Source organism: Flavihumibacter sp. (assembly GCF_036676075.1).
GTDB lineage: Bacteria > Bacteroidota > Bacteroidia > Chitinophagales > Chitinophagaceae > Flavihumibacter.
In genome coordinates this window covers 1,100,089-1,115,117 of record NZ_JAKFDQ010000007.1, presented here as the reverse complement: position 1 = coordinate 1,115,117, position 15,029 = coordinate 1,100,089, and the positions used below count along the sequence as shown (strand labels likewise).

Annotated in this window: 11 protein-coding genes; 8 read left to right on the top strand and 3 right to left on the bottom strand. The window is 48.0% G+C overall.

From position 1 onward, the window contains the following. The first annotated feature begins 216 nt into the window (after positions 1–216). From V6M43_RS07585 to V6M43_RS07570, 4 genes are read left to right on the top strand one after another with little or no spacing between them, the layout of a single operon-like run. The gene (locus tag V6M43_RS07585; RefSeq protein WP_332733884.1) at positions 217–1,065 is read left to right on the top strand and encodes a sensor histidine kinase; all 849 of its coding nucleotides are present in this window, start codon (positions 217–219) and stop codon (positions 1,063–1,065) included. Next, the gene (locus V6M43_RS07580) at positions 1,058–1,786 is read left to right on the top strand and encodes a LytR/AlgR family response regulator transcription factor (RefSeq protein WP_332733882.1); all 729 of its coding nucleotides are present in this window, start codon (positions 1,058–1,060) and stop codon (positions 1,784–1,786) included. The genes V6M43_RS07585 and V6M43_RS07580 overlap by 8 nt, the downstream gene beginning before the upstream one ends. 27 nt (positions 1,787–1,813) lie before the next feature. Further along, entirely contained in the window at positions 1,814–4,948 is a 3,135-nt protein-coding gene (locus tag V6M43_RS07575) for a SusC/RagA family TonB-linked outer membrane protein (protein ID WP_332733880.1), read from the top strand. 57 nt (positions 4,949–5,005) lie between these two features. Further along, the gene (locus V6M43_RS07570) at positions 5,006–6,487 is read left to right on the top strand and encodes a SusD/RagB family nutrient-binding outer membrane lipoprotein (protein ID WP_332733879.1); all 1,482 of its coding nucleotides are present in this window, start codon (positions 5,006–5,008) and stop codon (positions 6,485–6,487) included. A 149-nt stretch (positions 6,488–6,636) separates the two neighbouring features. Here the strand turns inward: V6M43_RS07570 and V6M43_RS07565 are convergent, their stop codons facing one another. The 3 genes from V6M43_RS07565 to V6M43_RS07555 all read right to left on the bottom strand — a co-directional run bounded on the left by V6M43_RS07565 (position 6,637) and on the right by V6M43_RS07555 (position 11,294). After that, positions 6,637–7,746 (bottom strand): EamA family transporter, encoded by a 1,110-nt coding sequence (locus V6M43_RS07565; RefSeq protein ID WP_332733878.1) that lies wholly within the window; start codon positions 7,744–7,746, stop codon positions 6,637–6,639. 4 nt (positions 7,747–7,750) lie between these two features. Further along, positions 7,751–8,221 (bottom strand): Lrp/AsnC family transcriptional regulator, encoded by a 471-nt coding sequence (locus V6M43_RS07560; RefSeq protein WP_332733876.1) that lies wholly within the window; start codon positions 8,219–8,221, stop codon positions 7,751–7,753. Between the two features lie 175 nt (positions 8,222–8,396). Further along, positions 8,397–11,294: a gliding motility-associated C-terminal domain-containing protein gene (locus tag V6M43_RS07555; RefSeq protein ID WP_332733875.1), complete on the bottom strand. Its 2,898-nt coding sequence runs from the start codon at positions 11,292–11,294 to the stop codon at positions 8,397–8,399. A gap of 341 nt (positions 11,295–11,635) precedes the next feature. On the opposite strand from V6M43_RS07555, the gene V6M43_RS07550 reads away from it, so the two are divergent. The 4 genes from V6M43_RS07550 to V6M43_RS07535 all read left to right on the top strand — a co-directional run bounded on the left by V6M43_RS07550 (position 11,636) and on the right by V6M43_RS07535 (position 15,028). Beyond that, positions 11,636–12,211: an HD domain-containing protein gene (locus V6M43_RS07550; protein ID WP_332733873.1), complete on the top strand. Its 576-nt coding sequence runs from the start codon at positions 11,636–11,638 to the stop codon at positions 12,209–12,211. Between the two features lie 74 nt (positions 12,212–12,285). After that, positions 12,286–12,915, top strand: a complete 630-nt coding sequence (locus V6M43_RS07545; protein ID WP_332733871.1) for a class I SAM-dependent methyltransferase — start codon at positions 12,286–12,288, stop codon at positions 12,913–12,915. A 140-nt stretch (positions 12,916–13,055) separates the two neighbouring features. Next, entirely contained in the window at positions 13,056–13,910 is an 855-nt protein-coding gene (locus V6M43_RS07540; RefSeq protein WP_332733869.1) for a hypothetical protein, read from the top strand. Between the two features lie 104 nt (positions 13,911–14,014). Further along, positions 14,015–15,028: a type IV toxin-antitoxin system AbiEi family antitoxin gene (locus V6M43_RS07535; protein WP_332733867.1), complete on the top strand. Its 1,014-nt coding sequence runs from the start codon at positions 14,015–14,017 to the stop codon at positions 15,026–15,028. The last annotated feature ends 1 nt before the right edge of the window (position 15,029 follow it).

Below are 15,029 nucleotides of genomic sequence, written 5' to 3'. Positions count from 1 at the left end.
CATGCAGCAAATCCATTCGGTCAAGCCGAGATCTCTTTTTTCAAAAACCTCCCCTTTACAATTACCGAAAGTATTCTGTTTTTAATTCCCCAGATTATACTTGCTTACACAGTACTGTATTTAGCATTACCACTCTATCTTGAAAAGAATAAAATAATCGAACCGATACTGATTGCGCTGTTCTTCTGGTTTATTTGTGGCTGGATTAATCTCTTCATGGTAAATACCATTAACCCTGCTGTAATCCCCTGGTTGCTTCCAGAACGTTATTTAGAGAACACCAGCAGAACTCCGGGAACAAGTAATTTCATGGCATTGATGGCAAATTTTAAAGGCGCACTAACACCCACTGCCGGCGCTGTATCTCTCAAATTCTTTAAACACTGGTATCTCAAAGAGCAACGTAACCTTCAATTACAAAAAGAAAAGGCAGAAGCACAGCTCCAACTCCTGACCGCACAGGTACATCCTCATTTCCTCTTCAATACACTCAACAATATTTACTCCCAAACACAAATCACTTCACCCGAAGGATCAAAAATGATTCTTGAACTTTCTGATATGCTACGCTATATACTTGATGAAGGCAGTAAATCGCAAGTGCCATTGAAGAAAGAACTCACCATGCTGCAGGACTATGTTAACCTCGAAAAAGTGAGATATGGTAATAAACTCGATCTGCATATTTCCATTCCATCTGAAACAGGTGAGTTGCAAATTGCTCCGCTTATGCTTCTACCTTTTCTCGAGAATTGTTTCAAACATGGCGCAAGCAAATTTTTGCGTTTCCCCTGGATCAATATGGTAATTGAGTTGAAGGATAATATTCTTCTGATGAAACTCATGAATGGAAAAGACCTCGAACAAACCGCACAGCTGCCAAAATCAGGTTTGGGAATAATGAACGTAAAGAAAAGACTCGAACTGCTCTATGCCGATAAATATGAATTGAAGATAACAGACGAAGCCGATGTATTTATTGTAGACCTCAGGCTGGAGTTGGCCGCCGGCAATGAGGAAAAAGTTCCGATCGTGGAAACAACACCAACCCTGCGCTATGCCTAACGGTAACAATACAACATCTAAATGCCTGATCGTAGACGACGAACCCATGGCCCGTGATGTGATCCGCCGTTATATTGAAAAGATTCCCACTCTTCAACTGATAGGTGAATGTGGTAACGCGATTGATGCCACCGTATTCCTGCAAAACGAACAAGCCGATATTATTTTTCTCGATATAAGGATGCCATACCTGAGTGGCACTGATTTTATCAAATCTCTGCATCATGTTCCCAAAGTCATTATCACAACTGCTTTCAAAGAATATGCAATAGATGGATTTGAACTTGATGTGATTGATTATCTGCTCAAACCCATTCGCTTCGACAGATTCCTCCGCGCAGTTAATAAAGCATTGTCGCCCCGCAGCAATGAAGAAATTCTACCTAAAGAGGAACTGCAGGCAAAAAAACAGAACTCAGGATTTATATACCTCAAGGCCGATCGTAAAATGATAAAAGTGATGTTGCAGGATATCCTTTACATCGAAAGCGCCCGCGACTATCTCAAGATCTTTACCCGATGTGGCTCAATCATAACCCGTCAAACCATCTCTTCCATCGAAGCCATGTTGTCTGACAGTGAGTTCATTCGCATACACCGGTCATTTATCGTTTCCATCAATAAGATCAATTCGTTTACCCACGAAGCAGTGGAGATTGAAAAGAAGCAACTACCCATTGGAAAGTATTACCTGAATAATTTCCTGAAACTGCAGGAATAGCAGTTCTAACCATAAAAACACTGGGTTATGATGAAAAATCGTATCTGCCTATGCCTGCTTCAATTGCTGTGCATGCTATCGTTTGCGCAGCAGAGAGTAATTACCGGGCAGGTTACTGACAGTAATGGATACCCGATTGAAGCGGTATCCGTTACACCCGATGGCATGCTCTCCGGCACCTTCACCAGCGCCGATGGAACATATACCATTACAATCCCTTCCGGTAAATCGAGACTGAATTTTTCGCATGTTGCTTACCGTTCGCTGTCCATGGAAATAGGCGATAATGCAACCCTGGATGCCCGGCTGCAGGCACAGTCCAACCCGCTTGAACAGGTGATCGTTACCGCCGGAGGTATCCAGAAGAACCGCAAAAGCATCGGCTACTCAGTTGGTGTTTTGAACAATGAAGAACTCACCATGGCCCGCACAACCAATATCGTAAATGCATTGTCGGGTAAAGTGGCGGGACTCAGAGTTGGCGCATCCAATGGTATGGCCGGCAGTGGTGCTTCTGTTATGATAAGAGGATTCAATACCATCAATCGAAGTAACCAGCCATTGTTTGTACTTGATGGTATTCCTATAGATAATGATGGAGGTCGTAATATACTCGCGGGAGGCGTCACCAATAGTAACAGGGGCATTGATCTGAATGCTGATGATATCGAAAGTATAAGCGTGTTAAAAGGCCCGGCCGCCGCAGTTTTATATGGTAGCAGGGCCACTGGCGGCGTTATTCTGATCACTTCAAAAAAGGGAAGACCACGCAATAAAAATTCAATCCAGTTTAACAGCAGCACCCAGTTTGTAACAGTAAACCGGATACCCGATCACCAGAATGAATATGCGCAGGGTTCATCCACCAATACAGATTACGCGGCATTCAATGCTAAGAGCAACCTGAGTTGGGGTCCTCGCATCACAGGACAAACGGTCACAAATTTTTTGGGTGAAGAGGAAACACTTAATGCATATCCTGATAATGTAAAGGATCTTTTCAGGACGGGCCTCAATCTGCAGAATAATCTTAGCTTCCAGGGAGGCGGAAATAAATTCGTGTATCGTATCGGGTTAGGAAACCTTATTGAGAAGGGTGTGGTAAAGAACAGCGATCTCGTCCGCAATAATATCAGCTTCAACGGATCAGCACCTATAGCCGAAAAACTTAGCGCCGGCATACAGTTGCAGTATATCAATACAAGAAGTAAAAGGATTCAGCAGGGCAACCAGGCTTCTAATCCTTTTTTTGGTGCCTGGTGGCTTCCCCGTAACATAAACCTTAATGCCTACCCATATCAGCAGGCCAATGGAGCACAGGTATACTATGATGAAACAATGGATAATCCATTATGGTCCATCCGCAAAAATTTATGGAACGACAATATTAACCGCATCATCGGCAATATCAATTTCAAATATGTATTTAATCCCGATATCAATATTTCGTATAAGGCCGGGGGTGATTTTTATAACCAGTATATCTCTGCATTTGATGAAATTGGTGCGCGTGGACAGGCCAATACCAATTCCGGCGGGGCAGGTGGTGTGCTGGAATCAAATGCAAGCTTTGAAAATTTCTATTCATACCTGAACCTCAACATACATAAGAAATTAAGCAGTGATATTGATCTGAATTTAGTTGTGGGAAATGAATTCGTTTCGCGCGGCGACCGGTTTAACCGAACCATAGGAAGAGGCATCACTATCCCCGGTTTTCGTAACTTAAGTAATGCATCTGTTTTTAGTCCCTCCAGTGCCCGCAGCCGGCAACTGCTGACAGGTTTATATGCCGATCTCGTTGCCGATTACAAAGGAATTCTGGCGCTGAACTTAACCGGCCGCAACGACTGGTCCAGCACTTTCAGCGAAAGCCGTCGCAGTTATTTTTATCCATCTATTGCAGCATCGGTAAACCTCACACAGGCCATTCCGTCATGGCGAAATCACGCCTGGATAAATTACGTTAAGCTCTACTCCAATTATGCCCAGGTGGGAAAGGAAGCGGAACCTTATGCCAACAACAGTTATTTTGTAACCGGCACTACCTATGATGGATTGCAGGGCACGGGACCAATCATCAACTTTCCCTACAACGGTATCAACGCCTATACATTTTCTGATCTCATTGGTGACCCTAACCTCGCCCCTGAATTCACCAACAGCGTTGAGGTTGGGGCGGAGCTCAGCCTGCTTGATAACCGCGTGAGGCTCGAAGCCTCCTGGTATAGGAACAAAAGCAGGGATATCATATTCAATGCCTTATTCCCTAGCTCAACGGGCGTCAATATCTTCACCCTCAATTCGGGAATACTGGAAACGAAGGGGTTTGATATTCTTCTTGCCATCACCCCCGTTCGAAATAAATTCCTGAGCTGGACGAGCACTTTTAACTTCTCCCGATATAAAACGCTTTGTCTCTTTTTAACGGAGGGAGTACAACTTCTACCACTGGGCGGAACATTTGCCGGGAACGGAAGGATGCAGGTAGGGATGCCTTTCGGTGTGCTCTTTGGTGGTGTATTCAGAAGGGCTGAAGGGGCCTTGCACCTGAATGATAAGGGACTACCGGTGTTGGCTACCGCAATAGGAAAAATTGGTGACCCCAATCCCGATTGGTTACTTGGTATCACCAATGAAATCAGTGCAAAGAATTTTGTGCTTCAGTTTCTGCTCGATATCCGCAAAGGGGGTGATGTCTATAGCCGGAATATCGGTGACATGCGCCGCAGTGGAGCAGCTAAAGAAACAGCAGAGTTTCCGCGCTTTGCCGAAGATGGTGTTACACCCAACAAACCTTATATCATCGAAGGGGTGGGCCCTGATGGGAAAACACCCAATAACATTCCGATTACTGCCGAACAATATTATAGCAGTCTCTACAGCATCGCGGCGGGAGAGAATTTTGTTTTTGATGGAAGCTGGTTGCGTCTTCGTGAGCTTAGTTTATCGTATCGCTTTCCCGAAAAAACATTCAAGAAATCAGTGCTCGGATCGCTGGAGCTGGGCATCCTTGGTCGTAACCTCTTTCTCTATGCGCCAAACTTCCCGCACTTCGATCCGGAGAATAATGTGCTGGGGGTTCATAGCGTTCAGGGGCTGGAATACAGTGGATTGCCCGGAAGCAGGAGCTTCGGATTTTTTATCAAGACAAGTCTTTGAATAAACCGAATCATGCATAAAATATCATGCACAATCATCATGTATAAAACATCGGCTATGAGATCATTTTCAAGTATATATATCGCTTACATTTTCTGCATCATCCTCACCATGACTTCCTGCAGAAAACAGTTTGATATCAACATTAATCCATCCGTGGTTACTAACCCGCCCATCAATACCGTGATGCCGAATGTTACGGTGAACCTTGCCTTCGCGGGAGGCAATGAGCTGCTGCGTTTTCCCGGTCTCTGGGTGCAGCAGTATGCCGCGCAGGGCAATGCAGGCAACCAGTTGCGATTGGTTGAAAATTATATTGTGCAGGGTTCCGATCTTATCAGCGTTTGGGCAACGCTGTATGCAAACCTTTTGATCGACAATGAATATATTTTGTCGAATAGTGCCGATCATCCTTATTATAACGGCATAGCACGCATCATTAAAGCGTGGACCTTTCAGCATATTGTAGATATGTGGGGAGATGTTCCTTTCACGGAAGCCTTGAATCTGTCTGCTATACCTAATCCCTCTTTCGATGATGATGCGCTCATTTATCCGGCGATTGTTATTTTGTTGGATGAGGGAATTGCACAACTAAGCAAGGAACCCACGGGGATGATTCCGGGAAGTGATGAACTCATCTACAACGGCAACCGTCAGAAATGGATAAGGCTTGCCAATACATTGAAAATGCGCATAGCCATACACTATAGTGAGATCGATCCTGGCTATACAAAATCTGTGATCAATACTTTGGTTGATGCGGGTGCACCGGTGATTGATGATAACGACTACAATTTTCAAATGCCTTTTGTTGATGCACCCAATGCACAGAACCCGATTCACCAGTTTGAATTCAGGAGGCCCAACCAGCTTTTCCCCAATGCTTTCTTGGTTGATATGATGAATGAAAGATCCGATCCGCGTCGTGCCTTTTATTTAACGCCTTACCCTTACTTATCACAGCCCGCAACTTATAAGGGCGCCGCTCCCGGCGATGCACAGGCATTTAATTACAGCAGGTTCCATACTTATTTAAGGGGATCACTGAAAAACAATCCGGCCTCCCAGCCCGATGGCTCACTATCACCCTTAGCCGCTCAATATACCGGCGCCGCTCCCATCCGACTGCTCACCGCCGCCGAATATTTCTTCATCAGGGCCGAAGCGAGTCTGCGTTTTGGTGCAACCGGCGATGCGGAAGAATTATTGCGGACCGCCATCCGCAAAAGTATGGAAGAGGTTGGAGTGGAAGAAGCATCAATCGGTGAATACCTTGCCGCCCATGGCAACCTCATCGGCACCCAGGAAGAACAGCTGGAACAAATCATCGGTGAGAAATATATAGCCCTTTATGGTGTAGCCCTCGAGCCCTATAACGACTGGCGCCGTACCGGCTACCCCGCCATCGAGAAAGTTCCCAATGGCGTGCTGGCCTCCATCCCCACCATCTTCTTGTACTCCTCCCACGAACTCAGCGGCAACCCCAAAGGCAAGCAAAAAGCCAGCCTCCTCGAAACGGTTTTTTGGGATGAGTAAACTACCCATCTGACGCCTGTCAGGACAGGCGTCAGATGGGTTCATGAAATCTTTGTGTGTGTCACCACAAGTAACAATTGAATTGCCTTTGTGCAATAACTACCCGTCTGACATGTGTCAGGACAAATGTCAGACGGGTAGTTAAACCCTCAGTAAATCTCCGCCTCGTCAAGGCAGGGGACCAGTTCATTATTCCCTTTTTGGAAACCTTTGTCCACAGGAGTTTTCTTTCTCCATATAGAAGACCGCTCGCTTTTTTCAGTGATCGTTTGAAGCGCAGATTCATCGCCTCTCACCAACTCCTTCTCACCAGAACCGGTTTCATCATTCACTTGTTGCGTCTTCCTGTATTTGGCGAGATTGATAAGTAATACACTTCCGAGTATCACTGCCAGTCCGGTTACCTGCAAAGCGCTCATGGTTTCCCCCGCAAACAGCACCCCCAGCAGAACGGCTACTACCGGGTTCACATATGCGTAAGTACTTACCTGGGTAACGGGACGTACTTTTAACAGCCATACATAAGCGCTGTATCCCGCCAGCGATCCGAAAGTGATGAGGTATGCGATCGACCACCAGGCAGTATTGCTTACGGCGGCCGGTTCAAAACCTCTCCATTCACCAGTGATACCACTGCCAAGGGTAAACGCTATTCCCGCTGCCAGCATCTGCCAGGCCGAACTCACGGTTGCGGATCCTTTTGAATTATACTTGTTGTAGATGGATCCGCCGGCCCAGCTAATGGATCCCACCATCAGAACCAGGAGTGCCACCAGTGCAGCGCTGCCCAGTGTACCGCTCACCACCCTGGCAGCCTGCTCCCAGAACAGGAGCAATACGCCCAGGAAACCGATAGCGAGGCCAACCAGTGTGCTTCTGCTGGAGAGATTTTCTTTCCATTTGGGCTTATCGAGCACCACGAACCAGAGTGGGGCAGAGGAAACCAGTACCGCCACCAGGCTGCTCGGAAGCGTCTTTTCGGCCCAGATCACCGCTCCGTTTCCCACGAGGAGGAGCAGTAAACCCGTTATGATGGCCGGTTTCATATGCTGCCAGTTGAAGATCCTTTCCTGTTTGTAAATACACCAGCCCATCAGCAGTAGTCCTGCTATGATAAACCGGATGGCGCCCATCATCAGTGCCGGGATCTCGTGTACGGCCAGCTGGATGAACAAATACGTTGAACCCCAGACCAGGTAAACCGTTAGAAAGGCGAGGGCTACGAGGACCGGGGTTGCTTTGGTGTTGCTTGCTTGCATTGGATCAGGTTTTTGGTATAACTATATCAGGTTGCTCTTTGACGGTTTCCAGCACGATGGTGGTTTTGGTGGAGGCGATATTGGGGATCTGCTGGAATTTGGTTCGCATCAGCTCCATGAGCGAGGCGGCATCGGTGGTGCGCACCTTCACCAGGAAGCAATCCTCCCCGGCAATATGATGCACTTCCTGCACCTCGGGGATCGCTGAAAGCAGGTTGCCGGTATCCGAACAGCAGGAAAATCCCTGTGAAGTGCGGATGAAAATAAAGGCTAGCAGCTTTTGTTCCAGGGCTGCGGGATTAATAGAAGTGGTGTATCGGCGGATGACATCTTTCTGCTCCAGCTTCTTCACTCTTTCGAGGATGGCGGAGGGAGCCATAGACAGATCGCGGGCCAGGTCGGCATTAGAAACGCGGGCATTGGCCTGCATTTTGTCCAGGATCTGCAGATCGATATGGTCCAGGTTGATGTTCATTCTGACGATTTAATGGCAAATTACTAAATAATCAGAATATAATTCGTTCAGAATGGAATTTTACAGAATAATAACATTACGGGAAAAGGGCCGGCGGGGAAGGTGTCTGACACATGTTAAGAGGACGTTCGAACATATGTTCGAACATATCGCGAACATGTGTCAGACACCTTACCTACCTCACCAGCAGTACCGTTCCCTGCTGCTTCCGGGCCGGCTCGCCGCGTTGCGAGTAAGTGCAGCGCCATACATAGGTCTGGCTGCCTTGTGGCCGTCCACCCAGCTTGCCATCCCAGCCCTTGCTGATATCATTGGTCGCGAAAACCTCCTGCCCAATCCGGTTATAGATCCGGAGCTCGAAATGTTGGGGAGTGCCGGGAAAGATGCCGCGGAAGAGATCGTTCTTTCCATCGCCATTGGGACTAAATGCATTCGGGAAAAATAACTCACCCATCACCGTTATACGTGCTGTGGTCATCGCCTGGCAGCCATTGACATCTTCAATACGGAGGGTAAAAACAATGTCTTTATCAAGGTTCACGGAGACAGGGTTCAATGATTGGGGATCCAGAAGTTTATCTGCCGGCTCCCAGGCCAGCACGCTGACCTCCCCCGAAACCTGTGCCCTTAATTGCAGGCTGCTTCCCCGGTTCAGGATGGTGTCGGTAGGATAGAGGGTCAATAAAGGAGGCTCATAAACCCGTACATTGATCCCCTCCGAGCCACTACCCGCACCCAGACAAAAATCGCCACCAGCCCATTCACAACTCACGATATCGCCATCACTCAAGCCCGCCGTTCTCCATTCTGAGCCCGTTGCCCCGGCAACCGCCACCCCGTTTACCAGCCACTGCACCGCGGCCACCGATCCCCCATTCTCCGCCTCCGCCCTAAAAACCATCTCCGCTCCCCGGCACACGCTGCTGCTATTGGCACTGATCAGTAACCTGCCCCCCGCGGGCCGCACCATAACAAGAATTTCGTTTGAAAATAGATCCCCCCCACCGCCACATTCCGTGTGGGCGTTTATCATAAAGCTAACCTTGTCACCATCATGGAGCGAGTCGGTCTCATAAAGGGCAGTACCCGATGCGGCCAGCACCCCGTTCACCAGCCAGCGCGAACTACCCGTATCTGCCGATCCCGAAATAAGAGCCCGAAAAGCCACCCGCTCCCCTTCGCAAACCGCTCCGGCTTGCCCCTCGATTTGCGCAACTGCCTCCTGCCCGGCTACGGTCACCACAATGCCTGCCGATTCAACAAAGCCTCCCGGCAAACAGCCCGACGCATCCAATAGCCGGTAGTGCACCCGGTCGCCATTCTGTGCCTCCCGATGCAGGTATTCCGTTCCACCAATGGCTACCAGCATATCATTGACAAACCATTGGTAGCGGGGTGCTGGTCCGGCATTTTCAACGATGGCACGATACAGCGCGGGCGAGCAAGGGCAAATAAGCTCCGGACCATCAATCGACAATACCGGCAGCGGCAGATCGGGTTTTGTTTTTAGGGTGATGCTTGCCGTTACCACTGCCTGTCCCTTATCACAAATGCCTCCCGGCGTTACCGTGCAACTGATCTGGTCGCCCGCCGTGAAATCACTGGCACCATAAGTGGCCTCGCTTCCCACCACCTGCCCGTTCCTTTTCCATTCATAACGGGGATGGCTACCCACATTGATGACGGTGGCGCTGAGCCAAACCGGACTGCCCGAACAAACAAGCTCGGGACTGATCTTCAGAGATGGCACCGGTACTGGTCCACCCGTGGGCGACAACTTCACCAGCAGCATATCAAGGCATTCTCCCGTGGGCCTGGCACTGTGATAATTTGGTAGTCCGGCTGAGCAGGTTATCCCAGCCACCATGATACTTCCATCCTTATTTTCCACTATGGAGCTACCATAATCATGACCTTCACCCCCCAACGCTTTTTGCCATACCATTTCACCGGAACCATTGATCCGGATGACCCATATATCAGTATCACCGTTGGTGCATGGCGCGGAATTATTACTCAGTCCGGTTTTGCCACAAAGCAGGAAACCCCCATCCATGGCTGGCGTCATATCAAACGCGATTTCATCCTGTGGCCCCCCAAAGCTTTTCTGCCATACAAGATTGCCGGTGGCATCTACCCTAACCACCCAGATATCTATATCATCGGGAGCACTGGTAGGACGGCTAAGATCGCCATCCCGGGAATTCGTCATTCCGGCCATTATGGCTCCTCCATCCTGTGTAGCACAAACCGCCCAGGCAAAATCATGATTGGATCCGCCAAATTTTTTCTGCCAGCGCAACTCACCATTTTCGGAAAGGTGCAGCAGCAAAAAATCCGAATCACCATAGTTGAGTCCAAAATCGAAATCTGTAGACTCAGAAGAACCAACAATAAAAAAACCTCCCCCCGGCGCAACAGCAGCAGAAACTGCCTGGTCGGTGCGACTTCCGCCAAAACTCTGCTGCCAGATAATATTCCAATTGGCGTCGGTTTTAACTATCCAGAAATCCTCCGCCCCATTATTTTTGGTAAGATCACCATCAGAAGATGTTGAATGACCTGTAAGCAGAAAACCTCCGTCAGGTAGAAGATCCAGCTCACTTAGAAATTCATTCCCCGAACCTCCATATTTTTTCTCCCACAGAAATTCACCGCTACTGCTAAGTTTCACCAGCAGAATATTGGAACTATTATCCCCCAAAAGACAGATACTCGTGCTATAGGTGGTGCCTCCTACAACAAATCCCCCATCAGGTGTCTCAACAACACTTGCAGCAAACTGGTATTGCTGGTCGCCGAGCGTTATCTCCCATTCTATGGCACCAATAGCATTGATTTTAACCACCCATATATCAGGAGAGCTTTCCAGGAAATGTGCTGACACATCGTTGCTGCTGTGACCAACGGATCCCGTCATTATATATCCCCCATCAGTGGTAGCCTTTACTTCCCTGGGTTCATCGTCATAATTACTTCCATAGCATCGGAGCCATTCCATCGCCGGCGCTTGTGCATAGCCGTTGGAGACAGTGATTGCCAGGATCAGCATCGAAACCATGCCAACACGCATGCACTTATATAAATAACGATTTATGGTTAAGAAGAAGCTGCGCATTATAAACAACTGGATTCATGATTTATTGATGCCGCGATTCATATTGAATCAGATACGAATCATTAAGATAGGGGGGATGGCATCCATAATTTACGAAAAACCCACCGCATCTGCAATCCCTCCAAGATCACCCCCGCAAATACACTGCACACATCTTCGTATATTCGCACTAGCACGCCCTGGTTCCAAACCACTGCCGTCATCCCGCTCTGCTTCCCTGTTTCCGCCTGCAGTCCACCCTGCACTCAATTCCAGATTCCGGCCCCAGAGCAACAATTAAACCATAAACCCTTTATATGAGTATTGTATCAAAAGCAATGTTATTCGCCGCCGAACACCACCAGCACCAGTTAAGAAAAGGAACCCGCATCCCCTACATGAGCCACCTGATGAATGTGTGCAAAACCCTCGCCGAGCAGGACTGTGACGATGAACTCCTCGCCGCCGGCCTCCTCCACGATGTGGTGGAAGACACGCCGGTGACCATCGAAGAAGTGGAAGAAAAATTCGGCGCCTATGTAGCCCTGCTGGTGCGTGGCGCCACCGAACTCGACAAACTGGAAAAGAAAGTCATTGACAAAGAAAGCAGCTGGCAGGACCGTAAAAGCCAGACCGTCCATTTCCTCGAACACGAAGCTACCATTGAACAACTGATCGTTACCGCCGCCGATAAGCTCGATAACCTCCGCGCCATTTATATGGATAAAAAGCGGATCGGTAAAGAGATCTGGGAACGATTCAGTGCCTCCAAAAAACAGCAGGACTGGTATTTTGGCGAGCTATCCCGTATTTTTATCAAGAGGGGAAAGGAGCATGAAGTGCTGGCACACCTAGGGAAGGAGTTGGGGAAATTGCATCTGAAAGTCTTCTAGGGGAGGCAATAGGCAATAGGGAAAAGAAAGAAGCAAGGAAACAGGGAAGATGTAAGATTTAAAAGAGCAGCAAAATGAGTATTGAGAATGCATATAATCAATGGGCGGAACAGTACGACACCAACAAGAACAGGACCCGCGATCTTGAAGCGATAGCGTTACGTGAAATGCTGGCTTGGGTGCCTGCAGGTGATTGCCTGGAGATCGGATGCGGCACGGGAAAGAACAGCCTGTGGCTGGTGGATAAATGCAGATCGCTGACGGCAGTTGACCTCTCCGAAGAGATGCTGAACCGCGCGAAGGAAAAACTTGAGGGAAAGGAAGTGCAATTCCTCCAGGCCGATATCACCCAACCATGGCCTTTTGCCGATGACAGTTTTGACCTCGTAACTTTCAGCCTGGTGCTGGAACATATAGACGATCTCAATCCAATATTCACCGAGGCCGCTCGCTGCCTTCGGAATGGGGGGATGATCTATATGGGCGAGCTCCATCCCTTCAAACAATACACCGGCACAAAGGCCCGTTTTGAAACGGAAGAAGGAACATCGGTAGTGGAATGCTATACGCATAACAGCTCCGACTTCATCCAAGCGGCAGAGCGGGCAGGCATGCGCGTTAGTACATTAAATGAATATTTTGATGAGGGAGATAGAAGCTCGATTCCGAGGATATTGGCAATTTTATTTATTAAGGTAAATTAAAATAGTTCTATCCTGTTCACGATTTTCTCATGATGATTTATGCGCGAACATCGCATATTTGTGAACAGAAGCACCCAATCTGATGCATCTGTCCCCTATGAGCCCCGGAACAATTTTTATAGTAAGAGCCGAAAGAGTATATGGAAAATATATACGTTACAAATTACAGCGCTATCCGCGAAGCACACCGCGAAAACTTCGACGCCCTTGAACGTGCACAGAAACTATTCGGGGTCGAGTTTTTCCTGATCGGTGGACAAGGTCGCGATGTGTGGATAAAGCACCATATCCTCGACGATAATCGCCTCACCAGCGATATCGATTTTTCCGTGCGAGTGCCTGATCAGAAAACATGGGATAACCTGGTTGAATACCTGCTCACAAAGGAAAGTTTCACCCGCGACAATGATATTCCCTATCGCTTCTACCATTTTGGAATGCTGCACATCATTCCCTTCGGCGGCATTGAAGAAAATGGTAAAGTGCTGCTGCAGGAACCCGACAAAATGATCACCGTCAGCGGATTCCAGGAGGCAGCCGACTATGCCGAAGATCTTGAAGGTCCATTCAGGGTGGTGACCCTACCCGGACTATGCATCATGAAACTCTTATCCTATCACGAAAATCCCGATACCCGCGCACAGGACTGGGACGATTTTGTGTTTCTGCTTTTAAACTACATGCAGATCACCGCCGGCGACCAGCTCCTCGACGACCAGGATGACCTGATCTCCGACGACATGGACCTTTCCGTGGTGGCCGCCCGTGTGCTGGGCCGCAATATGGGAGAGTTGCTGATAGATAACGAATGGCTCCGCTACAAGGTGCTGGCCATCCTCCAGAAGAAACTCAACGGCCTGAGTGCCGAGGAGATCGACCGCATGTACCAGGCCGATGAAGACGATGAACAATCCTTCATGGGCAAACTGGTCAAAGAGACCATGGATGGAATAATTGAAGAGCATGAAGATGCACAGGAAAATATAAGTCTGTAAGTAATAGAACCCCATAAAATGCCCCCGACAACATATTTGGAAAATTGATCATTGTTCATTAAATTTGATTGTTCATGATTCATGAACATTTAATATAACTGAACATGAAGGAGAAGGAAATATTGGAAACAGCCACCAGGGAGTTCACTGAGCTCACCGGCATTCCGGCCAGGATCCTTCATAAACCGCTGGACAACAAGGTCAAAGACAAGTATATATTTCTTGAATTGAAATTTCTTAACCGGAGGAAAGACTTCCGGGTAGAACTCAAAAATGAACTCCGCGAGCAGCAGATTCCCGGCCTGCTAAAACAGGTGGACAAACAAAACCGGGATTGGCTATTGATCTGCCAATACATTCCCGCCCCGCTGAAAGGAGAACTAAAAAAACTGGGCATCAATTACCTGGAAGCAGCAGGAAACTGTTTAATCAGGTATGATGATGTATTTTTTTATATCAATGATCGTCCGGTTACGCCACAACGAACGCCGGTGGAAGGAAAGCTATGGAAACAGGCAGGCCTGCGTTTCTTATTCGGTATTCTTGTGGAGCCTGGCCTTCTTAACCAGCCATATCGCAGGATGGCCGAAATAACAGGTGTGGCGCTGGGAAATATCGGGGCATTTCTGGAAGAACTAAAAGAAGAGGGCTTTCTTAAGGAAGGAGTAAAGGAGAACAAGCCTTTCTTCTTCCTGGAGAACATACCTCAGCTTCAAAACAAATGGATAGAGCTCTACAATACAGTGCTGAAGCCAAAATTAAAAAGGGGAACCTTCCGTTTTCTTGATCCGGCCCTGCAAAAAAATTGGGAGGCATTGCCTGATCAGGATTTTTATTGGGGAGCAGAACCTGCCGGGGCCAAACTAACCGGGTTCCTGAGACCGGAGATCTTCACCATTTACACAAACCAGCCCACCACAACCATTATGCGTCAACTAAAACTGGTGCCGGATAATAAAGGAAATCTTCTTCTGATGGATAAGTTCTGGCATGAAGAACTTGATTATAAACAAGGCCTCGTTCCACCTTTACTGGCCTATGCCGAGCTGGCTACAAGCCTCGATAGCAGGAATAGGGAAACTGCCGAAAGGTTAAAGAAAAAGCACCTTGAAAAATAAC